We start from the raw sequence: 23305 nt of genomic DNA, 5'->3' as shown, positions 1-23305 counted from the left end.
CCATGTTCAAGGTCGACACGAAGGAGCCGCCTGCGCGCTACTTCGATGAATTTCCCGAAGGCGCGCAGATGCCCGTCGTCACCAAGGGCCCGATGACCGCGGGGCACCAGGTGCGCTGGGCCGCCGCCTGCGACAACTACGCCTCCGAGTTCCACCACGACGCGAAGGCGGCGAAGGAAGTGGGCCTGCCGGGCCTGCTGCTCTCCGGCCCGTTCATGGCGTGCTACATGTTGACCGAAGTGACGAACTGGGTCGGCAGCCGCGCGCGCGTGGCGTCCTTCTGGGACCGCAACACCGCCACCACGATGCCGGGCGACCTCGCGCACATCCATGCGAGCGTGAAGCGCGCGTGGGTGGAGGGCGGCAAGGGCATGCTCGACATCGAATGCAGCATCGTCAACCAGGACGGCAAGGTCACGACGCCGGGCGGCCTCGTCGCGGAACTGCCGCTGCGCGAAGGGAAGACCGCATGAGCGAGATCCAGCCCGCCGGGTCGCCCGCGCCCGACGTCGGCGCCATCGAGGCGAGCCTGCGCGCGATGCACGGCCCCGTCGGCGAGCCCGACACGCTGCCCATCGAAGAGCTGTCCGCGCGGCGGATGGCGCTCGCGCTGGGCAACATGGACCCCATCCACTACGACGCGGCCGCGGCCAGGGCGCGCGGCTATCGCGGCATCGTCGCGCCCTGGCCGCTCATCTGGCAAGCCTTCTTCAATTGCCGCACCTCGCCGCTCGTCTTCGACTTCGGCAAGGCGACGCTGCACGGCGGCGACGCGTACGAATTCCACGAGCCGATGATCGTCGGCGACACGCTCACGATGACGGCGGCGGTGACGGAAACGTCCGTCAAATCCGGCAAGTCGGGCCTGATGGCTTTCGTCGTCAGCCGCCGCGAATTCCACAACCAGCGCGGCCAGCTCTGCGCCGTCATGTCCACCACCAACATCCGCCGCTGAAAACGGTTGACGGGAGTGTCCGCCTTGACAGGGGCGGGCGCGCGCCGCAAAATTCGTCCATCAAGTTAGCGCTATCATATCCAGGAGACATTCATGAAACCCTTTTCGCTGACCGCCTGCCTGATGGCGGCGTGCATCGCCGCGGCGCCGTTGGCCGCAGGCGCGCAGGGCGCCTTCCCGACCAAGCCGATGCGCATCGTCGTCCCCTTCCCGCCGGGCGGCAGCGTGGACCCGCTGGCGCGCGTGATCAGCCAGAAGATGGGCGAGACCTTCGGCCAGCAGGTGATCGTGGACAACCGCCCGGGCGGCAACACGGTGATCGGCACCGAGTACGTCGCCAAGGCGCCGGCGGACGGCTACACGCTGCTGCTCACGGCGTCGTCGCACGTCACCAATCCGCAGTTGCTGCCGACGAGCTACGACCCGATCAAGGACTTCGTCACCGTGGCGACCGTGAGCACGACGGACATGATCCTCGTCACCAACGCCGCGCAGGTGCCGGCCAACAACCTCAAGGAGTTCATCGCGCTCGCCAAGTCCAAGCCGGGCGCATTGAACTTCTCCTCCGCCGGCAGCGGCAACCCCAACCACCTGGCGGGCGAGCTGCTCAACATGATGGCCGGCATCAAGACCACGCACGTGCCGTACAAGGGCGGCGGCCCGGCCATCACCGATCTCGTCGGCGGCCAGGTGCAGTTCAGCATGGGCAGCCCGATCATCGTGATGCCGCACATCCGAAGCGGCAAGCTGAAGGCGCTGGCCGTCTCCAGCCCGAAGCGCATGCCGCTCTTGCCCGACGTGCCGACCATGTCGGAGGCGGGCCTGCCGGGGTATGAAGTGCGCATCTGGTACGGCCTGCTCGCGCCTGCCGGCACGCCGAAGGACATCGTCGCGAAGATCGGCGCGGAAGTGAACCGCATCATGGCGCTGCCCGAGATGAAGGAGAAGCTCGACGTCGCCGGCATGGACCGCTACACCACGACGCAGGAGCAGTTCGACGCCGTGATGAGGAGCGACATGGACAAGTTCGGGAAGATCATCAAGGCGGCCAATGTCAAACTCGACTGAAATGAACTGGATGTTTTCGACCAAGACCCTCGCGCGCTGCGCATCCGCATTCCTCGCCCTGCAGTTCGGCCTTGCCGGCCTCGCCAGCGCCGAGTTCCCCGACAAGACCATCCGCATCATCGTGCCCTTCGCCCCTGGCGGCGGGGTCGATGCGCTCGCGCGGCCTTTCGCCAAGGAGCTCGGCGAGATCCTGAAGGCCAACGTCATCGTCGACAACAAGGCGAGCAACACGGGGCAGATCGGTGCGATGGAGGTCGCGCGCGCGCAGGCGGACGGCTACACGCTGCTCATTTCGTCGGCCGCTTTCGGCACCACGCCCGCGTTCTATCCCAAGGTCCCTTACGACCCGGTGAAGGACTTCGAGGCTGTCACCATCATCGGCTCCACGCCGCAGGTGCTCGTGGCCAACGTCAACTTCAAGGCGAACAACGTGCAGGACCTGCTCGCTGTGGCGAAAGCCGGCGCGCCCGTGAATTTTGCGCTCAGCGCGAGCACGGGCATCCAGGCGCTGGCGACCGAGCTCATGAGCACGATGGCGAACGTCAAGTTCACCAACGTGCCCTACAAGGGCGCGGGTGCGGCCTTCACCGACCTCATCGGCGGGCAAGTCGACGTGATGGTGGACAACCCCGCGTCGTCCATGCCGCACGTGCGCTCCGGCAAGCTCAAGCTGCTCGCGACAACCGGTGCGAAGCGCATGGCCACGCTGCCGAATACGCCCGCGATCGCGGAGGTGCTGCCGGGCTTCGAGGCGCTCAACTGGTTCGTGCTCGCCGCACCGGCCGGCACGCCGCCGGCCGTCCTGGACCGCCTGCATGCCGCCACGCTGGAGGCCATGCATCGCCCGGTGATGAAGCAATTCTTCGAGCGCGACGGCATCGACGCCGTGGGCAACTCTCGCGCCGACGCGAAGAAGTTCGTGGCCGGCGAGGTGACGAAGTGGACGAAGATCGTGAAGGACAAGGGCCTTCAGGTCCAGTGACCCTACATCCGGCCTGACGCTGCCCCGCCGTCGAGCAGCAGCGTGTGGCCGGTGATCGATTTCGCCGCGGGCGAGGCGAGGAACACCGCGGCGTCCGCGAAGTCTTCCGGTGAAACGAGGCGCCCCGTGGGCATCGCGCTCACGATGCGCGCCACGGCGGCGTCGACGTCGTCTTCCACCTTGGCCAGGTGCGTGCGCAGGAAGGGGGTGTCGGTCGAGCCCGGCGCGATCGCATTCACGCGCACGCCGGCCGGGCCGAATTCGAGCGCCAGCGATTTCACGAGGCCCGCGAGCGCGTGCTTGGACGCGTTGTAGACGCTGCGCTTGGCGCGGGCCGTCACCCCGCTGATCGAACTCGTGAAGATCAGGCTCGCGCGCCGGCTCTTCACGAGGCTGCGCAGCGCCGCTTGCGCGGAGAACACGCTGCCCGTCACGTTCACGTCCACGATGCGCTTGAGCGCCTCGGGGTCGGCGGTGAGGAAGTCGCCCGCGAAGCTCACGCCGGCATTGGCGAGGAACACATCGACGGGGGCGCCGAAGAACGATTCGGCCGAGGCGACGAGACGCGCGCAATCCTGGGCCGATGCGACGTCGCAGGCGACGCCGATCGCACGGACCGGTTCATCGCGTGGACCTGGTGCCGCGATTTCGAGTGCCACGGCATTGGCCGCCGCGCCGTCGATGTCCGATACGACGACCCGCGCGCCTTCGCGCGCGAAGCGGCGTGCCGCCTCGGCTCCCATGCCGCTGCCGGCGCCGGTGATGACGACACCCCAGCCTTCGAACATGCTATTGGTCGATCTTGATATTGGCGGCCTTGATGACGCGCGCGAATTCCGCGGTGTCTTCCTTCATGATCGTGCCGAATTGCTCCGGGGTGGCGATGAAGGGGATCTGGCCCTGGCTTTGCAGGCGCTCACGCACGTCCGGCATCGCGAGCACCTTGGCAATGTCGGCGGACACCTTGTTCACGATGTCCTTCGGCGTGTTGGCCGGTGCGAGCACGCCCAGCCACGAGCGCATGCCGAAGCCCGGCAGGCCGGCTTCCTTGAAGGTGGGCACGTTGGGCATGAGCGGCAGGCGCGTCTCCGCCGTCGTGGCGAAGGCCTTGAGCTTACCGGTCTGCAAGTGCGGGATCACCGTGATGGGCACCGCAAAATACAGCTGCACCTGGTTGCTCATCAGGTCCGTCAGCAACGGCCCGCCGCCCTTGTAGGGCACGTGCAGCAGCTTGGTGCCCGTCATCATCGCGAAGAGCTCGGCGGCCATGTGGTTCGCGTTGCCCGCGCCGGCGGAGGCATAGCTGTACTGGCCCGGGTGCGCCTTGGCGTCGGCGATGAATTCCTGCAGCGTCGCGCCCTTGACGGACGGGTTCGCGACGAGCACGAATTCGGCCTTGTAGAGCGGCGCGACCGGGGCGAAGTCCTTCACGCTGTCGTAGGGCAGGGTGGGAAAGAGCAGCGGGTTGCTCACGTGCGTGCTGGCGGTGAGCAGGTAGGTGTAGCCGTCGGGCGGGGACTTCGCCACGACGTCGGTGCCGATGATGGTGCTCGCGCCCGGCTTGTTGTCGATGACGACCTGCTGGCCCCACAGGCCCGTGAGCTTCTCGCCGATCATGCGCGCGACCGGGTCCACGCTGCCGCCCGGCGGGTAGGGGACCACGATGCGCACGGGCCGCGTGGGCCATGCGGCCTGGGCGAGCGCGAGCGTGGGCGCGAGTGCGGCGGCCGCGATCGCGGCTGCCAGGGTGCGGCGGGAAAACTGCATGTCGGTGTCCTTGTGAAGTCGGAAGGGGCGGCCGCGGCGCTCAGCGCATGTCGCCGTCCAGGCGCGCGATCCAGCCCTCGTGCTCGCGCGTCTCGGCGGGGAAACGCTGCAGCACCATCGGGTCGTGGCCGGGGATGACGAGTTCGGGCTTGTCGGCCAGGCTGTAGATGCGCTGGTAGCCTTCCATCATGTCGGCCACGTTGTAGACGGCGGGGAAGGGCCGCTTCTGCTCGATGTTGGCGTAGAAGTGAGACGCGTCGGAGGCGAGCACCATCCAGCCCTTGGCCGTCCACACGCGCACGACCTGCAGGCCGGCGGTGTGGCCGCCCAGGTGGTGCACGGACAGGCCCGGCGCGATCTCGTCGTCGCCGTCGTGGAAGGCGACGTTGCCCTTGAAGACCTTCTTGACCATGCTGGCCACGTCTTCCGGTTCGAAGTGCACGGCGAGCGGGCGATGGCACATGCAGCGGCCGGTGCAGAACTCCATTTCCTTGTCCTGCACGTGGTAGCGGGCATTGGGGAACATGTCGCGGTTGCCCGCGTGGTCGTAGTGCATGTGCGTGATGATCACGTCCTTCACCGACTCGGTGGAGATGCCCACCGCGGCGAGCCCCTGGTCGATGGGGGTGGAGATCTTGCGTCCCCCGCGCTTGTCCGCGCCGGGCTGGTCGAAGCCCGTGTCCACGAGGAAGGTGCGGTCCTTGCCGACCACCGCCCAGACGAAGTAGTCGAGCGGCATCGGCACGTCGTGCGTGTCGCCGCCGATGAAGTTGGCGCTGGAGCTGCGGGCGTGGTGGGCGTACTTGATGGCGTAGACGCGGTACGGGTCTGCGGGTGCTGTCATGGCTGGTGTCCTCGCCGGGTGCGAAATGCTGTGCGGTCAGCGGTGTTGCGTGCTGGCCATATGATACCGCTATCATCGTTTCTTGCCAAAGGCCCTTGTGGCATATGATTTGGCGCATGGCAACTGTGACCGAAACCAAGAAGAGCCGGGTGTCCGAAGCCAAGGTCCGTCCGGGAGGGCAGGGGGCGCGGATGCGGGACGTCGCGCATGCCGCGGGCGTGTCGCTGATGACGGTGTCGCGCGCGCTGCGCGAACCGCAAAAGCTCTCGGAGGAAACGCGCAAGGCCGTGCTCGACGCCGTGCAGAAGATCGGCTACGTGCCCAACAGCGTGGCCGCCAACCTCGCGTCGAACCGTTCCACGGTCGTGGGGCAGATCGTCCCCAGCATCCAGAACTCGCTCTACGCCGACACGGTCAAGGGCACCGCGGACGTGCTGCGCACGGCCGGCATGCACCTGCTGATCGCCGACAGCGGCTATTCCATGCAGGAAGAGGAGGCGCTCATCGGCGCCTTCCTGTCGCAGCGCGTGGGCGGCCTCATCCTGCACAACACCGACCACACGCCCAAGGCGCTGCAGATGATCGAGCGCGCCGGTGTACCGGTGATCGAGACGGGCGATGTGCCCCGCGACCCGATCGACATGGTGGTGAGCTATTCCAACGCCGATGCGGCCAAGGCCATGACGCTGCACCTGGCCTCGCGCGGCTTCAAGCGCATCGGCTTCGTGAGCCTGGACACGCGCACCAACCGCCGCGCGCGGGAGCGCCAGCGGGGCTACCTGGCCGGGCTCAAGTCGCTGGGCCGCGCGAAGGATCCGCTCCTGATGATGGAAGTCCCGGGCGGCCTCACTTCGGGCTCGCACGCGATGGTGGACATGATGCAGCGCGCCCCGGACGTGGACGCGATCTTCTTCGCGGGCGACGTGCTGGCCATCGGCGCGCTTTTCGAGGCGCAGCGCCGCGGCTGGAAGGTGCCGGGCCGCATCGCCATCGCCGGCTTCGACGACCTGGACATCCTTCAGCACACCGTCCCCCGCCTGACCTGCCTGCGCCTGCCGCGCCTGGAGATCGGCCGGCGCAGTGCCGAGGCTCTGCTCGGGCGGATGCGGGGCGACGATGCGCCGGTGCTGCTGGACCTCGGGTTCGAGGTGATCCAGCGCGAGAGCACCTAGGGGGCTTTGCAAGCCCTTGCGTCGCCAATCCATTCGCGCGATAATGTTACCGCTATCACGCATGCTGCTCACCGGGCGTGTCCCGGCTTTTCCATGGAACCTACCTCTCCCAGCCTGAAGGGCAAGACCGCACTGGTCACGGGCTCCGCCGCGGGCATCGGCTACGCCATGGCGCAGGGGCTCGCCAAAGCCGGCTGCAACCTCGTGCTGCACGGCATCGAAGACGCCGATTCGGTGCGTCCCGCCCAGGCCGCGCTGGAGCGCGAGCACGGCGTGAGCGCTGCCTACATCAAGGCCGACCTCGCGGACCCGAAGGCGATCGAGGGCATGTTCGCGCGCATCGCGAAAGAGCACGGCCGCGTGGACGTCCTGGTGAACAACGCCGTGACCCGCCACTTCTCCGCCATCGAATCGTTCCCGACGGACGCGTGGGACAACGCGCTCGCCGTCAACATCAGCGCCGCGTTCCACACGATCCGCCTGTCGCTGCCCGGCATGCGCGAGCGCGGATGGGGACGCATCTTCAATATGTCCTCCGTGTACGGCTCGCGCGCGGTGCCCAACCGCATCGATTACGTCACCACCAAGACCGCGCTGCTCGGCATGACGCGCGTCGTGGCGCTCGAGACGATCAATTCCGGCATCACCTGCAACGCCATCTGCCCGGGCTCGGTGCTCACGCCCTCGATCGACACGCGCGTGCAGGCGCTCATGGAAGAAAAGGGCCTGGACCGCGACGACGCGACCCGGCTCTTCCTCGCGGGCAAGCAGCCGATCCTGCGCTTCGTGGAAGCGTCGCACGTGGCGGACCTGATGGTCTTCCTGTGCGGGCCGGCCGGCCGCGACATCACCGGCGCCATGCTGCCCGTCGAGGGCGGCTGGCTCGCAAGCTGATGGCCGCGACTTCGACCGGCGCCAGCGCCACGCTCGCGACGTTCGCCGCAGGCCTGCGCTGGGCGGACGTCCCGCAAGCCGTGCGGCACGAAGCGAAGCGCTCGCTCGTGAATTTCTTCGGCACCGCGCTGGCGGGTTGCCGCGACCCGGCGATCACGACGGCGGCCTCGGTGTTCGCGGACTTCCGGGCCGCCGGCGACTGCACGGTGATCGGGCGCGCCGCGGGCACCGACGCGCTCCATGCCGCATCGCTCAATGCCATGGCCGGCAACGTGTTCGACTTCGACGACACGCACATGCCCACCATCATCCATCCGACCGCGCCGGTCGCGCCGGCGGTGTTCGCCTTGGCGCAGATGCAGCCGGTGAGCGGGCAGGCGCTGCTCACCGCGTTCGCGCTCGGCGTGGAGATCGAATGCCGGCTCGGCAATGCGGTGTCGCCGTGGCATTACCAGCGCGGTTGGCACATCACATCCACCTGCGGCGTGTTCGGCGCGGCGGCTGCATGTGGCCTGCTGCTCGGGCTGGACGAGGAGCGCATGAACTGGGCGCTCGGCCATGCGTCGGCGCAGTCCTCCGGGCTGGTCGAAACCCTGGGCAGCATGGCCAAGAGCATCGGGGTGGGCAATTCGGCGTCCAACGGCCTGTTGTCCGCGCTGCTCGCGCAACGCGGCTTCGAAGGTCCGGCGCTGCCGCTCGAGGGGCAGCGTGGCTTCCTGCGCGTGATGGGCGATAACGCGGATCTCGCCTCGCTCACGCAAGGTCTCGGCGAGCGCTGGGAACTCTCGAACAACACCTACAAGCCCTATCCCTGCGGCGTGGTGCTCAACCCGGTCATCGAGGCCTGCCTGGCGCTGTACCACGAGGATGGCGTGCGCCTCGAGCAGGTGGAGGGCGTCGAACTCACCGGCCACCCCTTGCTGCGGGAACGCACGGACCGCGCGCGTCCGCGCTCCGGGCGCGAGGCGCAGGTAAGCGGCCAGCACGCGATCGCGATGGTGCTCTCGCGCGGCCGGGCCGGGCTCGACGAATTCAGCGATGCGAGCATGCAGGACGCAACGGCGTCCGCGCTGTCTTCCCGCGTGCGCTTCAACGACGATCCGGCCTACGCGATCGAGGCCGCGCAAGTCCTGCTGCATCTGCGCGACGGCACCCGGGTGTCCCGCCACATCGCCGCGGCGCGCGGCAGTTTGCAGGGGCCGCTCGCGGACGCCGATCTCGACGCGAAGCTGCGCGAGCTGTGCCGCTGGGGCAACAGCGGATGCGAGGCGCAGCCGCTCATCGATGCGCTCTGGTCCCTCGATTCGCGCACGGATGCCGGCAGCCTGATGCTGCTCGCGGCCGGGCGCGCCTGATTTTTTTATTTCCCATCATCCCAAGGAGATCTCCATGAACAAGGAACAGTTCGAGAAAGGCCTCGCCGTGCGCAAGGCGGTCGTCGGCGAAAGCTATGTCGAGGCATCGCTCAAGGGCGCCGACGACTTCAGCATGCCCATGCAGGAGCTCGTCACCGAGTTCTGCTGGGGCGAGGTGTGGACCCGCCCGGGCCTGGACCGCCGCAGCCGCAGCATCCTGAACCTCGGCATGATCGCGGCGCTCAACAAGCCGGAAGAACTCGCGATCCACGTGCGCGGCGCCATCAACAACGGCGTGACCAAGGACGAGATCAAGGAATGCTTCCTGCAGGTCGCCGTGTATTGCGGCATGCCAGCGGGCCTGTCGAGCTTCAAGATCGCGCGGCAGGTGTTCAAGGACATGGGCATCTGAGCCCGGGAGACTGACATGGCAGACAAGCGAATCATCGGTTTCATCGGCGTCGGCGTGATGGGCAACCCCATCGCGAAGCATCTTCTCGCCAAGGGTCATGAAGTCATCGTGTACGACGCAGCGCCCGCCGCCGTCAGCGCGATGGTGGAAGCGGGCGCGAAGGCCGGCGCGAGCCTCAAGGACGTCGTCGACCGCGCACCCGTCGTCTTCACCAGCCTCCCCAGCCCGGCCGTCTTCACGCAGGTGATGGTGGGCGAGGGGGGCATCAAGGAAGGCAAGGCGGTGAAGGTCGTGGTGGACCTTTCGACCGTGGGCTCGCGAGCGACCAAGGCCGCCGCGGCGGGCTTGCTCGCCAGGGGCATCGACCTGGTGGATGCGCCCGTGAGCGGCGGGGCCGCCGGCGCGAAGGCGGGCACGCTGGCCGTGATGGTCGCGGGACGCGAGCAGGCGGTGGCACAGGTGAAGGGCTTGCTCGAAGCTTTCGGCAAGCTGTTCATGGTCGGGCCGGAGCCGGGCCAGGCGCAGCTGCTCAAGCTGCTCAACAACATGCTGAGCTCGACGGCCTTCGCCATTACGTCCGAGGCCTTCGTCGCCGGGGTCAAGGGCGGGCTCGACCCGCAGGTCATGATGGCCGCGATCAATGCCGGCAGCGGCCGCAGCGGCGCGTCGCAGGACAAGTTCATGAAGCAGGTGCTGCCGCGCAGCTTCGACTTCGGCTTCCCGATTTCCAGCGTGTGCAAGGACATCGGCCTGGCCGTGGAAGAATGCGAGGCGCTGGGCGTGCCGATGTGGGTCGGCAACACCGTGCGCCAGCTCTGGAACTTCGCGGGCGCCACCGACGGCATGCAGCGCGACATGACGGAGCTCGTGACTTCCATCGAACACTGGACCAAGGACTCGAAAAAATGAAGTTGACGCGACTGGGCTCGACCGGCCTGAAGGTCTCCCGCATGTGCATGGGCACGATGACCTTCGGCACGCAGACGGCCGAGCCCGATGCGTTCACCATCCTCGACGCCTGCGCGCAGGCGGGGGTGAACTTCATCGACGTCGCGGACAACTATCCGCTGGGCTCCGAAGGCGAGGTGCGCGGCGAGACCGAGCGCATCGTCGGCCGCTGGCTCAAGGGCAGGCGCCACAACTTCATCCTCGCGACCAAGGGCAGCTCGCCCATGGGGCCGCTACCCTGGGACAGCGGCAATTCGCGCAAGCACCTGCTCGATGCGATCGACGCGTCGCTCAAGCGCCTGGACACCGACTACGTCGATCTTTACCAGTTGCACCGCGACGACCCGGACACCTCGATCGACGAAACGCTGGAGGCGCTGGACACTATCGTGAAGAGCGGCCGCGCGCGTTACGTCGGCGTTTCCAACTGGACGGCGTGGCGCCTGGCCCGCGCGCTGGGTCGCAGCGAAGCGCTGGGCGTCGTGAAGATCGCGACGGCGCAGCCGCGCTACAACCTGCTTTTCCGCCAGTTCGAGCGCGACCTCTTTCCGCTGTGCCAGGAAGACGGCATCGGCACGCTTTGCTACAACCCGCTGGCCGGTGGGCTGCTGACGGGCAAGCACAGGGACCTGAATGCGCCGGACGCCTCGGGCCGTTTCGGGCAGGGCGGCGCGGCGAAGATGTACAAGGAGCGCTACTGGCACGAACGCGAGTTCGAGGCCATCGGCAAGCTCTCGAAGATCGCGGACGAGGCGGGCATCCCGCTGCTGCGCCTTTCGCTCGCCTGGGTGATGGCGCAGCCGGGCGTCACCTGCGCGATTCTCGGTGCGAGCAAACTCGCGCAGATGCCGGAGCTGTTCGCGGCGAACGAGGTGAAGCTGGATGCCGCGCTGCTCGCGAAGCTTGACGAGGCGACGCACGAGTTCCGCATGGGGGACGCGTCTCGCTAGTTCATTCCATCTTGATGTTGGCGCTCTTGATGATGCCGGCGTACTTCTGCCGGTCCGAGGCGAGCATCGCGCCGAACTGATCGGGGCCCAGGAAGTACGGGTCCTGTCCCTGCGCGGCAAATTTTTCCTTCACGTCGGGCATCGCGAGGATCTTCGCGATCTCCGCCGCCAGCTTGTCGACGATGGGCCGCGGCGTCCCAGCCGCAACGAACACGCCGTTCCATGAATTGATGTCGAAGTTGGGAAGCCCTGCCTGCGCGAAGCTCGGCACCGCGAGCCCGGGAAGCGGAATGCTCCCGGTGTAGGCGAGGGCGCGCAGCTTCCCGGCCTTGATGTGGCCCGCCACCGACGTGGGCACCGAGAACATCGCCTGCACCTGGCCGCCGAGCAGGTCCGAGATGGCAGGGCCCCCGCCTTTGTACGGGACGTTGTTCAACTTCACGCCCGCGACCATACCGAAGTATTCGCCCGCGAGATGGTTGGGGTTGCCGTTGCCGGAGGTGGCGTAGTTGAGGACGCCGGGTTTTGCCTTGGCGAGCGCGATGAATTCCTGCAGGTTGTTCGCGGGCACCGACGGATGCACCACGAGCACGAACTCGCTGCGCACGATCAGCGCGACGGGCTGGAAGTCCTTCACGCTGTCGTAGGGCAGGTTGGGGATCAGCAGCGAGTTGATCACGTGCGTGCTCGCGGTGTAGAGCAGCGTGTGGCCGTCGGCCGGGGCCTTCGTCAGCGCTTCGGTGCCGATGATCGTGTTGCCGCCGGGACGGTTGTCCACGATGACGGGCTGGCCCCAGGCGTCGTTGAGCTTCTGCGCGAGCAGGCGGGCGATCGGGTCCGTGCTGCCGCCGGCGGGGAAGGGCAGCAGGATGCGGATCGTTTTCGATGGATAGGCGGACTGGGCGAACGAGGTTCCCGTGGTGAGACCGGCGGCAGCCAGGGCCGCGGCATGGATGAGCGAACGGCGGGTGTGGGAAATGCGGGTGGTGGACATTGTGCAGTGGAAGGATACGCGTGTTAGCGCTAACCGCCCACGATAGGCGGGCATCCCGGCGCTGTCAAGGCGCGCCGCATCAATTGACTTTTCAATCGCTGAAGTAGCCGGGGTGCGCCTTGCGGATGGCCTGCGCCTGCGCAAGCGTCCCCGACAGGTGCTCGCGCAATGCGTCCTGTGCGCGCTTGACCGACCCAGCAGCAATCGCGTCGACGATCGCGGTGTGGTCCGCGACGATGCGCTGCACCTTGCCGCGGGTGGGCACGTGCAGGTTGCGCAGCCGGTCGATGTGCCCGCTCAGGCTTCGCACCAGCTGGTGCAGAGGCTCCTGGCCGCAGGCCGCGTACATCTCGAAGTGGAAGGACTGGTCCGCGCGGGAGAAGCCTTCGAGGTCGCGCGCCGCGGCGAAGGCGACCTGCTGAGCGATCCACGCGCGCAGCTTCGCGATGACCACTGCGTCCCGCTCCTGCGCGAGCGTTCGCACGATCTCCATCTCAAGCGAGCGCCGCAGGAAGTGCGCCTGCGATGCGAGGGCCAGGTCGATCTTGCTCACCTGCGTGGCGGCCTGCGGAAAGATGTCCACGAGGCTTTCGTGCTGCAGGCGCTGCAGCGCGTCGCGCACCGGCGTCTGGCTCACCCCGAAGCGCGCCGCGAGTTCGGTACGCACCAGGGTGCTGCCGGGCGCGAGTTCGAGCGACAGGATCATCTCGCGCAGGGATTCGTACACCTGCGGCGAAGCCTGGCGGTAGCGGTCGAGGCGGATCGGCTGGGGCATGGCGCGTGTATTGATGTGCTAATATATCAGTTCCTTTCGCCATCCGCAGGACTGCCGTGACGCCACCCCGCAAGAAGACCCCCGAAGAGTTGCGCAGCCACCGCTGGTACGGCGTCAAGGACCTGCGCGCCTTCGGCCATCGCTCGCGTACCGCGCAGATGGGCTTCCATCGCGACGACTACGCCGGCAAGCCCGTCATCGCCATCATCAACACCTGGAGCGACATCAACTCCTGCCACACGCACTTCAAGCAGCGCGTGGAGGAGGTCAAGCGCGGCATCTGGCAGGCAGGAGGCTTCCCGGTGGAGATGCCCGCGATGTCGCTCGCGGAGCCGTTCCAGAAGCCCACGACGATGCTCTTTCGCAACCTGCTCGCGATGGAGACCGAGGAGCTGCTGCGCTCGTACCCCGCCGACGGCTGCGTGCTCATGGGCGGCTGCGACAAGACCACGCCCGCGCTCATCATGGGCGCGGTGTCGATGGACCTGCCGACCATCTTCATGCCGGCCGGGCCGATGCTCCGCGGCGACTATAAGGGCGGCTTCCTGGGCTCGGGGTCGGACACCTGGAAGTACTGGGCGGAACTGCGGGCAGGAAACATCGGCGAGCAGGACTGGCGGGACGTGGAGGACGGCATCGCGCGCTCGCCCGGCCATTGCATGACCATGGGCACGGCCAGCACGATGACGAGCGCGGCGGAGGTGCTGGGGCTCACGCTGCCGGGCGCAGCGTCGATCCCCGCACCGGACTCGCGTCACGCGCAGATGGCGTCGCTGACGGGCAGGCGCATCGTGGACATGGTCTGGGAGGACCTGAAGCCTTCCGACATCCTCACGGCGAAGTCTTTCGACAACGCCGTCACCGCGGTGCTGGCCCTGGGCGGCTCCACGAATGCCATCGTGCACCTGATCGCGATGGCGCGGCGTGCGGGGATCGCGCTGGACCTTGCACGCTTCGATGCGCTGGCTCGCGAGACCCCGGTGCTCGCGAACCTTCGGCCGAGCGGCAAGTACCTGATGGAAGACTTCTTCTACGCGGGCGGCCTGCGTGCCTTGCTCACGCGCCTGCCGGGTTTGCTCGACCTGGGACAGACAACGGTGAGCGGCCGCACGCTCGGGGAGAACATCGAGGGCGCGCAGGTGTTCGACGACGACGTGATCCGCACCCGCGAGAACGCGCTGCTGCAAAGCGGCGGCCTCGCGGTGCTGACGGGCAACCTCGCGCCGCAGGGCGCCGTGATCAAGCCCGCGGCGATGGAGCAGCGGCTGCGCAAGCACACCGGCCCGGCCGTGGTGTTCAAGGATTACGCGGACATGGCTGCACGCATCGATTCACCGGACCTGGCGGTGACCGCCGACAGCGTGATCGTCCTGCAGAGCGCCGGCCCCCAGGGCGCGCCCGGCATGCCGGAGTGGGGCCAGCTGCCGATCCCGCAGAAGCTGCTGAAGGAAGGGGTGCGCGACATGGTGCGCATCAGCGATGCGCGCATGAGCGGCACGAGCTACGGCGCGTGCGTGCTGCACGTCACGCCGGAGTCGCACGTGGGTGGGCCGCTCGCGCTGGTGCGCGACGGCGATCTCGTCACGCTCGACGTGGATGCGCGCCGCATCGACATGCAGGTCGACGACGCGGAACTCGCGCGCCGGCGCATCGCGTGGCAGGCGCCGCCCGAAAAATTCTCGCGCGGCTACGGCGTGCTGTATCTCAAGCACGTCGGGCAGGCCGATACCGGCTGCGACTTCGACTTTCTCGAGCCGGAAAGCAAAACCGCGAGCAGCGGCGAGCCCGAGATCCACTGATTCCCACACCTGGAGAGAGACATGCAAAGACGTTCCGCCCTCAAGGGCCTGGCCTCGGCCGGACTCGCCGCCGCCGCCCCCTGGGGCCTCGCGCAGGACGCGCCCTGGCCGGCGAAGCCCGTCAGCTACGTCGTGCCTTTCACGCCCGGCGGCTCGACCGACGTGATCGGCCGCACGCTGTGCGAGAAGCTGCAGGCGTCGCTCGGCCAGCCTTTCGTCGTGGACAACAAGCCCGGCGCGGCGGGTGCGGTGGGCGCCGCCTACGTGGCCAAGGCGAAGCCGGACGGCTACACGCTCTTCGGCGGCACCATCAGCACGCACGCGATCAATGCGAGCCTGTACAAGAACCTTCCATACGACCCGGTGAAGGATTTCGAGCCGGTGTCGCTCGTCGCCATGCTGCCCAACGTACTGCTGGTCGACCCGAACCTGGGGGTGAACACCGTGCAGGAACTCGTCGCGCTCCTGAAGAAAGAACCGAAGAAGCGCAGCTTCGCGTCTTCCGGCGCGGGCACGTCCACGCACCTGGCCGGCGAATTGTTCGGCGAGCTGATCGGCGTGCCGCTCACGCACATCCCCTACAAGGGCACGCCGCCCGCGATGATCGATGTGTCCTCCGGCACCGTGCCTTTCATGTTCGACCAGATGACGGCTGCCGTGCCCCTGGTGCAGGCAGGCAAGCTGAAGGTGATCGCCGTGACGACGGCAAAGCGCATGGCGCTGGCGCCGCAGATCCCCACGATGATGGAGTCGGGCGTGCCGAAGTTCGAGATGGCGTCCTGGCAGGCCGTGTATGCGCCCCACGGGACGCCGAAGGCGATCGTGCAGAAGCTCAACGCCGAGATCCGCAGGATCCTCGCCATGCCCGATGTCAGGGAAAAGCTGCAGGCGAACCTGGGCATGGAAATCGTCGCGAGTTCGCCCGAGGATCTGGCCGCGCACATGGCGCGCGAGATCCCCCGTTGGGCCGAGCTGGTGAAGAAATCCGGCGCCACCGCGAACTGAAGGGACCCTCATGGCCGATATCGAATTCAAGGAAGCCACCCGTGACCTGCTGCGCGGCGTGAGCGTCGCGACCTTGTGCACGCAGCTGTTCAAGCGCGGTTTCCGCAATGTGTACATCCAGGGCATCGCCCGCCTGACCGAGCCCTCGGGTGGCAACCTCGTCGGCCCCGCGTTCACGATGCGCAACATCCCGGCCCGCGAGGACGTGGACCAGATCAGCGCTTTCGACGACCCGAACCATCCCCAGCGCAAGGGCATCGAGAGCGTGCCGCCGGGCCATGTGCTCGTGATCGATTGCCGCGGCGAAACCCGCGTCGCCTCGGGCGGCCAGATCCTGACCACGCGACTGAAGGTCCGCGGCGCGGCGGGCCTCGTGTCCGACGGCCCGGTGCGCGACAGCGGTGCGATCTCCGCGATGGACTTCCCGGTTTACTGCGCGGGCGGCAGCGCGCCGCTGAACCTGATCCACCACCACGCGATCGACCTGGACGTGCCGATCGGCTGCGGCGGGGTCGCGGTGTATCCGGGCGACATCATGGTGGGGGACGACGAGGGCGTCGTCGTCATCCCGCGGCACCTGGCGGAGGAAGTCGCGCGCGACGCGTCCGAGCAGGAAAAGATGGAAGCTTTCATCCTCGAGCGGATCGAGGGCGGCGCGGCCTTGCCCGGGACCTACCCGCCGAACGCGCAAACGCGCGAAGCCTTCGCCGCGTGGCGTAAAGACCGCGGCATCTAGGCCTGCCCCTGCGCATTTTTGCGCAGCTCTGCCGTCCTGTGTGCGATCCCGCACGCAGCGGGCGTGGTTTTTGCTCGATCGCAACACGCGGTGGCGCGGAATGTGCACACTGTCCCCAGCGAAAACCCCGAGGAACTCGACCCTCTTGTTTTAATCTACCGTTCACCTACAGTGAACACAGATTTTTACTGACAGGCGAGTCCGCTGCGTGCAATTGGTCATGCGTTAGAGTGACTCGGCGTTAGTGCGTTGTCGAGGCGATCAACAGGTCCGTCAAAGGAGCTCTCTCATGGATGTGGTCCGCAACTTCCTGGCACGTTACGAGCAGACGCGCGAAGAGGAGATGTCGCTCGAGGATTACCTGGAGCTGTGCAAGCGCGACAAGATGGCATACGCCACCGCCGCAGAGCGGATGCTGGCCGCCATCGGCGAACCGGAGCTGGTCGATACGCGCCACGACCCGCGCCTCTCGCGCATCTTCGGCAACAAGATGGTGCGCATCTATCCCGCCTTCAAGGATTTCTACGGCCTCGAAGAGCCCATCGAACAGGTGGTCTCCTGCTTCCGGCACGCGGCGCAGGGCCTGGAGGAAAAGAAGCAGATTCTCTACCTGCTGGGCCCGGTGGGCGGCGGAAAGTCCTCCATCGCGGAGCGCCTGAAGGCGCTGATGGAGCAGGTGCCCTTCTACGCGATCAAGGGATCGCCGGTGAACGAATCGCCGCTGGGCCTTTTCAACAACGTCGAGGACGCGCCGGTGCTCGAGCAGCAGTACGGCATCGCGCCGCGCTACCTGCAGCGCGTCATGTCGCCGTGGGCCGTGAAGCGCCTGGAAGAATTCGGCGGCGACATCCGCAAGTTCCGCGTGGTCAAGCGCTACCCCTCCATCCTCAAGCAGTGCGGCATCGCCAAGACGGAGCCGGGCGACGAGAACAACCAGGACATCTCCGCGCTGGTGGGCAAGATCGACATCCGCAAGCTCGAGACCTTCGCGCAGGATGACCCGGACGCCTACAGCTACTCGGGCGGCCTGTGCCTGGCCAACCAGGGCCTGCTGGAATTCGTGGAAATGTTCAAGGCGCCGATCAAGGTGCTGCACCCGCTGCTCACGGCGACGCAGGAAGGAAACTTCAAGGGCACCGAAGGCTTCGGCGCGATCCCGTTCGACGGCATCGTGATGGCCCACAGCAACGAAAGCGAGTGGAAAGCATTTAAGAACAACAAGAACAACGAAGCTTTCCTGGACCGGATCTACATCGTCAAGGTGCCGTACTGCCTGCGCGTGACCGAAGAGATCAAGATCTACGACAAGCTCGTGCGCAATTCGTCGCTCAAGGACGCGGTGTGCGCACCGGGCACGCTCAAGATGATGGCGCAGTTCTCGGTGCTCACGCGCCTGAAGGAGCCGGAGAATTCCAGCATCTTCTCCAAGATGCAGATCTACGACGGCGAGAACCTGAAGGACACCGACCCCAAGGCCAAGAGCTACCAGGAATACCGCGACTACGCGGGTGTCGATGAAGGCATGACCGGGATTTCCACGCGCTTCGCGTTCAAGATCCTGTCGAAAGTGTTCAATTTCGATTCCACCGAGATCGCCGCGAACCCGGTGCACCTGATGTACGTGCTGGAACAGCAGATCGAGCGCGAGCAGTTCCCGCAGGAGACCGAGCAGAAGTACCTGGCGTACATCAAGGAACACCTGTCGGCCCGCTATGCGGAATTCATCGGCAAGGAAATCCAGACGGCCTACCTCGAGTCGTATTCGGAGTACGGCCAGAACATCTTCGACCGCTACGTGACGTATGCGGACTTCTGGATCCAGGATCAGGAGTTCCGTGACACCGACACGGGCGAAATCTTCGACCGCGCGGCGCTGAATGCGGAACTGGAGAAGATCGAGAAGCCCGCCGGGCTGTCCAACCCGAAGGATTTCCGCAACGAGATCGTGAACTTCGTCCTGCGCGCGCGCGCGAGCAACGCCGGCAAGAATCCGGTGTGGACCAGCTACGAGAAGCTGCGCACCGTGATCGAGAAGAAGATGTTCTCCAACACCGAGGACCTGCTGCCGGTCATCAGCTTCAACGCCAAGGCGAGCGCCGACGAGCAGAAGAAGCACGAAGACTTCGTGAACCGCATGGTCGAAAAGGGCTATACGCACCGGCAGGTCCGCCTGCTCTGCGAGTGGTACCTGCGCGTGCGCAAGAGTTCATAAGGAACGGATGCAGGAAGCCATCCAGTGACATCCAGACCGCCCGGAGACAGGTCCATGCTCCACCAGGTCATCGACCGCCGGTTGTCGGGCAAGAACAAGTCGATCGGCAACCGCGAGCGCTTCCTCAGGCGCTACAAGGAGCAGATCAAGGACGCCGTGCGCAAGGCCGTGGGCGACCGCAGCATCACGGACATCGAGGGCGGCACCGACATCACGCTGCCCAAGCGCGACGTTTCGGAGCCTTCGTTCAACCATGGTGCGGGCGGCAGCCGCGAAATGGTGCATCCGGGCAACAAGGAATACGTCCGCGGGGACCGCATCGCGCGTCCCGAGGGCGGGGGCGGGCAGGGCAACGGTAACGGGGCGTCGCAGGACGGCCAGGGCGAGGACGACTTCGTCTTTCGCATCACGCGCGAAGAGTTCATGAACTACTTCTTCGACGACCTCGCGCTGCCGCACCTGATCCGCACGCAGTTGATCGCCGACGCGCCCGAATGGAAGTCCCGCCGCGCCGGTTTCATCTCCGAAGGCAACCCCACGAGCCTGCACGTGGTGCGTTCCATGCGCATCGCGCTGGGCCGGCGGATCGCGATGGGCGGGGACGCGCGGCTGGAGTTGCGCGATGCGCTGGCCAAGCTCGAACAGCTGCGGCAGGCCGATGCCTCGGGCAACGTGATCGCCGCGCTGGAAGCGGAGATCGAGGAGCTCAAGGCGCGGCTCAAGCGCGTGCCATTCCTGGACCCGTTCGACCTGCGCTACCGCAACCGCGTCCGCGAACCCGTGCCGACGAGCAAGGCCGTGATGTTCTGCCTGATGGACGTCTCCGGCTCGATGGACGAGGCGCGCAAGGACCTCGCCAAGCGCTTCTTCATCCTGCTCTACCTCTTTCTTTCGCGGCATTACGAACGCACGGACGTGATCTTCATCCGCCACCACACGCAGGCGGCGGAGGTGACGGAGGACGAGTTCTTCCATGCGACCGAAAGCGGCGGCACCGTGGTGTCGAGCGCGCTCACGCTGATGCACGACATCATCCGCGAGCGCTACATGGGCTCGGACTGGAACATCTACGGCGCGCAGGCCTCCGACGGCGACAACTGGCAGCAGGATTCCTCGAAGTGCCGGGAGCTGCTGGACAGCAAGCTGCTGCCGCTCTGCCGCTACTTCGCCTACGTGCAGGTGGCGGACGAGGACCAGAATCTCTGGGAGGAATACACCCGTGTGCGGGACGCCAATGCGCACTTCGCGATGCAGAAGATCGTGACGCCCGCGCAGATTTTCCCGGTGTTCCGCGACCTGTTCAAGAAAGCGACGGCGGCATCATGAGTGCGATCCTGGACAACAACGACGTGAAATCGAAGCGGCTGCCCAGCCCCTCGGACTGGACCTTCGAGCTGATCGAGGAATACTTCGACGCGATCCGGAAGACGGCGCACAAGTTCGGGCTGGACACCTACCCGACGCAGTTGGAGCTGATCTCCGCGGAGCAGATGCTCGATGCCTATGCGTCGGTGGGCATGCCGGTGAACTATCGCCACTGGTCCTTCGGCAAGCAGTTCATCGCGAGCGAGAAGAACTACCGCCGCGGCCACATGGGGCTCGCCTACGAGATCGTGATCAATTCCGATCCGTGCATCGCCTACCTCATGGAGGAGAACACGATGCCGATGCAGGCGCTCGTGATGGCGCATGCGTGCTTCGGCCACAACAGCTTCTTCAAGGGCAACTACCTGTTCCGGATGTGGACGGACGCGAGCTCCATCGTGGACTACCTGGTCTACGCGAAGTCCTACATCGGCGAGTGCGAGGAGCGCCATGGCATCGACGCGGTCGAGGAAGTGCTGGACGCATGCCATGCCCTGATGCACCATGGCGTGGACCGCTACCGCCGGCCGCAGAAGATTTCCATGGTCGAAGAGGAGATGCGCCGCAAGGACCGCGAGGCCTACCTGCAGCAGCAGGTCAACGACATGTGGCGCACGCTGCCCAAGTCCGCCGGCAAGCAATCGCGCAAGGAGCAGCGCCGCTTCCCGGACGAGCCGCAGGAGAACATCCTGTACTTCATCGAGAAGAACGCGCCGCTGCTCGAGCCGTGGCAGCGCGAGATCGTGCGCATCGTGCGCAAGGTGGCGCAGTATTTCTATCCGCAGCGCCAGACGCAGGTGATGAACGAGGGCTGGGCGACGTTCTGGCACTACACCCTGCTCAACGACATGTACGACCAGGGCCTGCTGACCGAAGGCTACATGATGGAGATCCTGAGCTCGCACACCAACGTGGTGTTCCAGCCGCCCGTCACGCACCCGGGCTACAGCGGCATCAATCCCTATGCGCTGGGCTTCAACATGTTCGTGGACCTGCGCCGCATGTGCGAGAACCCGACGGACGAGGACCGGGCGTGGTTCCCGGAGATCGCCGGCTCAGACTGGAAGAAGACGCTCGACTATGCGATGCGCCACTTCAAGGACGAAAGCTTCATCGGCCAGTACCTGTCGCCGCGCGTCATGCGGGAGTTCCGGCTCTTCTCCATCGTGGACGACGCGACCGAGAAGGAACTGGAAGTCTCCGCCATCCACGACGACGCCGGCTATCGCCGCGTGCGCGAGGCGCTGTCGCGCCAGCATGACCTCAACTGGCGCGAACCCAACATCCAGGTGTGGAACGTCAACCTGCGCGGCGACCGCTCATTGACCCTGCGCCACACGCGCCACAACGACCGCCCGCTGGACAACGGCGCCGAGGAGGTGGTGAAGCACGTCGCCCGTCTCTGGGGTTTCCGTGTGCGGCTGGAGAGCGTCGACGCCCACGACCGCGTGCTGCAGCACTGGGAAGTGACGCCCCCGCAGGCGCATCACTGAAGGCCCGCGCCGCGACTCAGCGGCGCGAACCGATCGACAGCGTGAGCTGAGAGGCGCTGTTCTCGCCGCTGTCGTAGGCCTTGCCCGTCGCCGTCACGTCCGTCACCGTGAAGACGCTCGTCGGCATGACGGTCGGAATCGCCGGACTCGAGATCACGCACTGGCCTTTGTTGTTGGTGGTGCATGAGCTGGTGCCTCCGGGTGCGAAGCTGCCCGTCACGACGGCATTGGGAACGAGCGTCGTCGATCCGACGTTGCGGATCACCACGGTCACCTGGCCGACCCAGGTGGTGCGCGACTTGGCTGTCTTGCCGGCCAGGGACTTCACGGCGATCCCGGGCACCGGCGGTTCGGTCGGGGTCCCGTCCGCCAGCGAGTACAGCAGCAGGTTGGGCGAGCCGGAGTTGAGCGAGGCGAGACGGTTGGGCGTGGCCTGGGAGGTCAGGTAGAGCGTCACGGCAGCGGGCGTCGAGTCGGGACTGGCCTCCAGTGCGAGGGCGGCGGCGCCGGTGACGTGGGGCGTGGCCATCGAAGTGCCGCTGATCGTGTTGGTCGCCGAATCGCTGGTGTTCCACGACGAGGTGATGCCGGAGCCCGGCGCGAAGATGTCCACGCAGGTGCCGTAATTGGAATAGGACGCGCGGGCGTCGGTGCTCGTGGTCGCGCCGACCGTGATGGCCGTCGGTTCGCTCGCGGGCGAGCTCTTGCAGGCATTGGTGTTTTCGTTGCCCGCGGCCACCACCATGACCACGCCCTTGGCGACGGCGTTGGCGACGGCCGCATTGACGGAGGCCGAGAAGCCGCCGCCCAGCGACATGTTGGCGACGGCCGGGCGCAGGGGGCTGTTGGCGACCCAGTCGATGCCCGCGATCACGCCGCTCCAGGTGCCGGAGCCGCTGCAATCCAGCACGCGCACGGGGATCAGGGTGACGGCTTTCGCGACGCCCCAGGTGGTGCCGCCTACCGTGCCGGACACGTGCGTGCCGTGCCCGTCGCAGTCGTTGGTGCCGTTGCCGTCCTGCACGGCATCGAAGCCGGCGAGCATCCGGCCGGAAAACTCGGAATGCGTGGAGCGGATGCCGGTGTCGATGATGAAGGCGTAGACGCCGGCGCCGGTGCGCGTGTAGTGGTAGATCGTGTCCAGCGGACGGTCCGCCTGGTCGATGCGGTCCAGGCCCCAGGTGGCGGGCGTTTCCACGGCCGCCAGCGAAATCGCCTGGTCCTGCTCGATGTAGGCCACGTTGGGGTTGTAGCGCAGGTCCTGCACGGCGGCATCGGACATCGACGCGGAGAAGCCCTTGATGGCCTTGGAGTACGTGTGGTGGCGGCGTCCGCCGGCCCGGCGCACCGCCTTGTCGGTCTCACCGGCGACGTCTCTCACGCCGTCCTTGAACACCACGATGTACTGGCCGGGAATGGGCTGCGAGCGGAAGGGATGGCGGGCCGCGGGGTCGGCGCCCTGCGCGGAGGCGCCGAAAGCGCCAAGCAACGCGAGGGCCGCGAAGGCCAGGCGCATGAATCGGTGACGGATGCTGGAAACAACGGGCATGGGACGGGCTCATCAATACAGGCCCGCCGA

Annotated in this window: 22 protein-coding genes; 16 read left to right on the top strand and 6 right to left on the bottom strand. The window is 66.7% G+C overall.

Annotated elements, in window-relative coordinates:
* Positions 1-2: 2 nt before the first annotated feature.
* The 4 genes from I5803_RS05120 (at position 3) to I5803_RS05105 (ending at position 3005) form a co-directional block, all read left to right on the top strand.
* Entirely contained in the window at positions 3-473 is a 471-nt protein-coding gene (locus I5803_RS05120; protein WP_196985316.1) for a MaoC family dehydratase, read from the top strand.
* On the top strand, positions 470-955 hold the full coding sequence (locus I5803_RS05115) for an FAS1-like dehydratase domain-containing protein (RefSeq protein WP_196985315.1): 486 nt from the start codon (positions 470-472) through the stop codon (positions 953-955). Before I5803_RS05120 ends, I5803_RS05115 begins: the two co-directional genes overlap by 4 nt.
* 93 nt (positions 956-1048) lie before the next feature.
* A complete protein-coding gene (locus I5803_RS05110; RefSeq protein WP_196985314.1) occupies positions 1049-2023 on the top strand; it encodes a tripartite tricarboxylate transporter substrate binding protein in 975 nt (324 codons plus the stop codon).
* A 1-nt stretch (position 2024) separates the two neighbouring features.
* On the top strand, positions 2025-3005 hold the full coding sequence (locus I5803_RS05105) for a tripartite tricarboxylate transporter substrate binding protein (protein ID WP_231402337.1): 981 nt from the start codon (positions 2025-2027) through the stop codon (positions 3003-3005).
* A 2-nt stretch (positions 3006-3007) separates the two neighbouring features.
* Here the strand turns inward: I5803_RS05105 and I5803_RS05100 are convergent, their stop codons facing one another.
* From I5803_RS05100 to I5803_RS05090, 3 genes are read right to left on the bottom strand one after another with little or no spacing between them, the layout of a single operon-like run.
* Entirely contained in the window at positions 3008-3793 is a 786-nt protein-coding gene (locus I5803_RS05100; protein WP_196985313.1) for an SDR family NAD(P)-dependent oxidoreductase, read from the bottom strand.
* A gap of 1 nt (position 3794) precedes the next feature.
* Positions 3795-4772 carry a tripartite tricarboxylate transporter substrate binding protein gene (locus tag I5803_RS05095; protein WP_196985312.1) on the bottom strand — a complete coding sequence of 326 codons (978 nt, stop codon included), beginning with the start codon at positions 4770-4772 and terminating at the stop codon, positions 3795-3797.
* A gap of 40 nt (positions 4773-4812) precedes the next feature.
* Entirely contained in the window at positions 4813-5616 is an 804-nt protein-coding gene (locus I5803_RS05090) for an N-acyl homoserine lactonase family protein (RefSeq protein ID WP_196985311.1), read from the bottom strand.
* A gap of 116 nt (positions 5617-5732) precedes the next feature.
* Here I5803_RS05090 and I5803_RS05085 point away from each other — a divergent pair, with 116 nt between their 5' ends.
* The 6 genes from I5803_RS05085 (at position 5733) to I5803_RS05060 (ending at position 11347) form a co-directional block, all read left to right on the top strand.
* Positions 5733-6788, top strand: coding sequence for a LacI family DNA-binding transcriptional regulator (locus I5803_RS05085; protein WP_231402336.1), 1056 nt, complete (start codon positions 5733-5735; stop codon positions 6786-6788).
* Between the two features lie 93 nt (positions 6789-6881).
* Positions 6882-7682: an SDR family oxidoreductase gene (locus I5803_RS05080; protein ID WP_196985309.1), complete on the top strand. Its 801-nt coding sequence runs from the start codon at positions 6882-6884 to the stop codon at positions 7680-7682.
* A complete protein-coding gene (locus I5803_RS05075) occupies positions 7682-9037 on the top strand; it encodes an MmgE/PrpD family protein (RefSeq protein ID WP_196985308.1) in 1356 nt (451 codons plus the stop codon). The genes I5803_RS05080 and I5803_RS05075 overlap by 1 nt, the downstream gene beginning before the upstream one ends.
* A gap of 34 nt (positions 9038-9071) precedes the next feature.
* On the top strand, positions 9072-9449 hold the full coding sequence (locus I5803_RS05070) for a carboxymuconolactone decarboxylase family protein (protein ID WP_196985307.1): 378 nt from the start codon (positions 9072-9074) through the stop codon (positions 9447-9449).
* Between the two features lie 15 nt (positions 9450-9464).
* Positions 9465-10358: an NAD(P)-dependent oxidoreductase gene (locus I5803_RS05065; RefSeq protein ID WP_196985306.1), complete on the top strand. Its 894-nt coding sequence runs from the start codon at positions 9465-9467 to the stop codon at positions 10356-10358.
* Positions 10355-11347 carry an aldo/keto reductase gene (locus I5803_RS05060; protein WP_196985305.1) on the top strand — a complete coding sequence of 331 codons (993 nt, stop codon included), beginning with the start codon at positions 10355-10357 and terminating at the stop codon, positions 11345-11347. Before I5803_RS05065 ends, I5803_RS05060 begins: the two co-directional genes overlap by 4 nt.
* A gap of 1 nt (position 11348) precedes the next feature.
* Here the strand turns inward: I5803_RS05060 and I5803_RS05055 are convergent, their stop codons facing one another.
* Positions 11349-12341, bottom strand: coding sequence for a Bug family tripartite tricarboxylate transporter substrate binding protein (locus tag I5803_RS05055; RefSeq protein ID WP_196985304.1), 993 nt, complete (start codon positions 12339-12341; stop codon positions 11349-11351).
* A gap of 91 nt (positions 12342-12432) precedes the next feature.
* Positions 12433-13116: a GntR family transcriptional regulator gene (locus tag I5803_RS05050; protein ID WP_196985303.1), complete on the bottom strand. Its 684-nt coding sequence runs from the start codon at positions 13114-13116 to the stop codon at positions 12433-12435.
* A 56-nt stretch (positions 13117-13172) separates the two neighbouring features.
* Here I5803_RS05050 and araD point away from each other — a divergent pair, with 56 nt between their 5' ends.
* The 6 genes from araD to I5803_RS05020 all read left to right on the top strand — a co-directional run bounded on the left by araD (position 13173) and on the right by I5803_RS05020 (position 21726).
* Positions 13173-14915, top strand: a complete 1743-nt coding sequence (araD, locus tag I5803_RS05045) for an L-arabinonate dehydratase (protein WP_196985302.1) — start codon at positions 13173-13175, stop codon at positions 14913-14915.
* A 21-nt stretch (positions 14916-14936) separates the two neighbouring features.
* Positions 14937-15920, top strand: coding sequence for a Bug family tripartite tricarboxylate transporter substrate binding protein (locus I5803_RS05040; protein ID WP_196985301.1), 984 nt, complete (start codon positions 14937-14939; stop codon positions 15918-15920).
* Positions 15921-15930: 10 nt separating this feature from the next.
* Entirely contained in the window at positions 15931-16656 is a 726-nt protein-coding gene (locus I5803_RS05035) for a ribonuclease activity regulator RraA (RefSeq protein WP_196985300.1), read from the top strand.
* A gap of 289 nt (positions 16657-16945) precedes the next feature.
* Positions 16946-18868: a PrkA family serine protein kinase gene (locus tag I5803_RS05030; RefSeq protein WP_196985299.1), complete on the top strand. Its 1923-nt coding sequence runs from the start codon at positions 16946-16948 to the stop codon at positions 18866-18868.
* Positions 18869-18922: 54 nt separating this feature from the next.
* A complete protein-coding gene (locus I5803_RS05025) occupies positions 18923-20194 on the top strand; it encodes a YeaH/YhbH family protein (RefSeq protein ID WP_196985298.1) in 1272 nt (423 codons plus the stop codon).
* A complete protein-coding gene (locus tag I5803_RS05020; RefSeq protein ID WP_196985297.1) occupies positions 20191-21726 on the top strand; it encodes a SpoVR family protein in 1536 nt (511 codons plus the stop codon). The genes I5803_RS05025 and I5803_RS05020 overlap by 4 nt, the downstream gene beginning before the upstream one ends.
* Positions 21727-21742: 16 nt before the next feature.
* On the opposite strand, the gene I5803_RS05015 is transcribed toward I5803_RS05020, so the two are convergent.
* Positions 21743-23275 carry a S8 family peptidase gene (locus I5803_RS05015; protein ID WP_196985296.1) on the bottom strand — a complete coding sequence of 511 codons (1533 nt, stop codon included), beginning with the start codon at positions 23273-23275 and terminating at the stop codon, positions 21743-21745.
* Positions 23276-23305 lie beyond the last annotated feature (30 nt).

The sequence above is a fragment of the Caenimonas aquaedulcis genome (assembly GCF_015831345.1).
GTDB lineage: Bacteria > Pseudomonadota > Gammaproteobacteria > Burkholderiales > Burkholderiaceae_C > Ramlibacter > Ramlibacter aquaedulcis.
This window is presented reverse-complemented; position numbering and strand designations above follow the sequence as displayed.

What these genes read in the sequence shown, in the direction of transcription:
- I5803_RS05115 (WP_196985315.1), top strand. Translation starts at nt 470, where the DNA reads ATGAGCGAGATCCAGCCCGCCGGGTCGCCCGCGCCCGACGTCGGCGCC.
- I5803_RS05075 (WP_196985308.1), top strand. Translation starts at nt 7,682, where the DNA reads ATGGCCGCGACTTCGACCGGCGCCAGCGCCACGCTCGCGACGTTCGCC.
- I5803_RS05090 (WP_196985311.1), bottom strand. Translation starts at nt 5,616, where the DNA reads ATGACAGCACCCGCAGACCCGTACCGCGTCTACGCCATCAAGTACGCC.
- I5803_RS05050 (WP_196985303.1), bottom strand. Translation starts at nt 13,116, where the DNA reads ATGCCCCAGCCGATCCGCCTCGACCGCTACCGCCAGGCTTCGCCGCAG.
- I5803_RS05080 (WP_196985309.1), top strand. Translation starts at nt 6,882, where the DNA reads ATGGAACCTACCTCTCCCAGCCTGAAGGGCAAGACCGCACTGGTCACG.
- I5803_RS05100 (WP_196985313.1), bottom strand. Translation starts at nt 3,793, where the DNA reads ATGTTCGAAGGCTGGGGTGTCGTCATCACCGGCGCCGGCAGCGGCATG.
- I5803_RS05070 (WP_196985307.1), top strand. Translation starts at nt 9,072, where the DNA reads ATGAACAAGGAACAGTTCGAGAAAGGCCTCGCCGTGCGCAAGGCGGTC.
- I5803_RS05110 (WP_196985314.1), top strand. Translation starts at nt 1,049, where the DNA reads ATGAAACCCTTTTCGCTGACCGCCTGCCTGATGGCGGCGTGCATCGCC.
- I5803_RS05065 (WP_196985306.1), top strand. Translation starts at nt 9,465, where the DNA reads ATGGCAGACAAGCGAATCATCGGTTTCATCGGCGTCGGCGTGATGGGC.
- I5803_RS05095 (WP_196985312.1), bottom strand. Translation starts at nt 4,772, where the DNA reads ATGCAGTTTTCCCGCCGCACCCTGGCAGCCGCGATCGCGGCCGCCGCA.
- I5803_RS05025 (WP_196985298.1), top strand. Translation starts at nt 18,923, where the DNA reads ATGCTCCACCAGGTCATCGACCGCCGGTTGTCGGGCAAGAACAAGTCG.
- I5803_RS05040 (WP_196985301.1), top strand. Translation starts at nt 14,937, where the DNA reads ATGCAAAGACGTTCCGCCCTCAAGGGCCTGGCCTCGGCCGGACTCGCC.
- I5803_RS05015 (WP_196985296.1), bottom strand. Translation starts at nt 23,275, where the DNA reads ATGCCCGTTGTTTCCAGCATCCGTCACCGATTCATGCGCCTGGCCTTC.
- I5803_RS05020 (WP_196985297.1), top strand. Translation starts at nt 20,191, where the DNA reads ATGAGTGCGATCCTGGACAACAACGACGTGAAATCGAAGCGGCTGCCC.
- I5803_RS05060 (WP_196985305.1), top strand. Translation starts at nt 10,355, where the DNA reads ATGAAGTTGACGCGACTGGGCTCGACCGGCCTGAAGGTCTCCCGCATG.
- I5803_RS05120 (WP_196985316.1), top strand. Translation starts at nt 3, where the DNA reads ATGTTCAAGGTCGACACGAAGGAGCCGCCTGCGCGCTACTTCGATGAA.
- I5803_RS05055 (WP_196985304.1), bottom strand. Translation starts at nt 12,341, where the DNA reads ATGTCCACCACCCGCATTTCCCACACCCGCCGTTCGCTCATCCATGCC.
- I5803_RS05105 (WP_231402337.1), top strand. Translation starts at nt 2,025, where the DNA reads ATGAACTGGATGTTTTCGACCAAGACCCTCGCGCGCTGCGCATCCGCA.
- I5803_RS05085 (WP_231402336.1), top strand. Translation starts at nt 5,733, where the DNA reads ATGGCAACTGTGACCGAAACCAAGAAGAGCCGGGTGTCCGAAGCCAAG.
- I5803_RS05030 (WP_196985299.1), top strand. Translation starts at nt 16,946, where the DNA reads ATGGATGTGGTCCGCAACTTCCTGGCACGTTACGAGCAGACGCGCGAA.
- I5803_RS05035 (WP_196985300.1), top strand. Translation starts at nt 15,931, where the DNA reads ATGGCCGATATCGAATTCAAGGAAGCCACCCGTGACCTGCTGCGCGGC.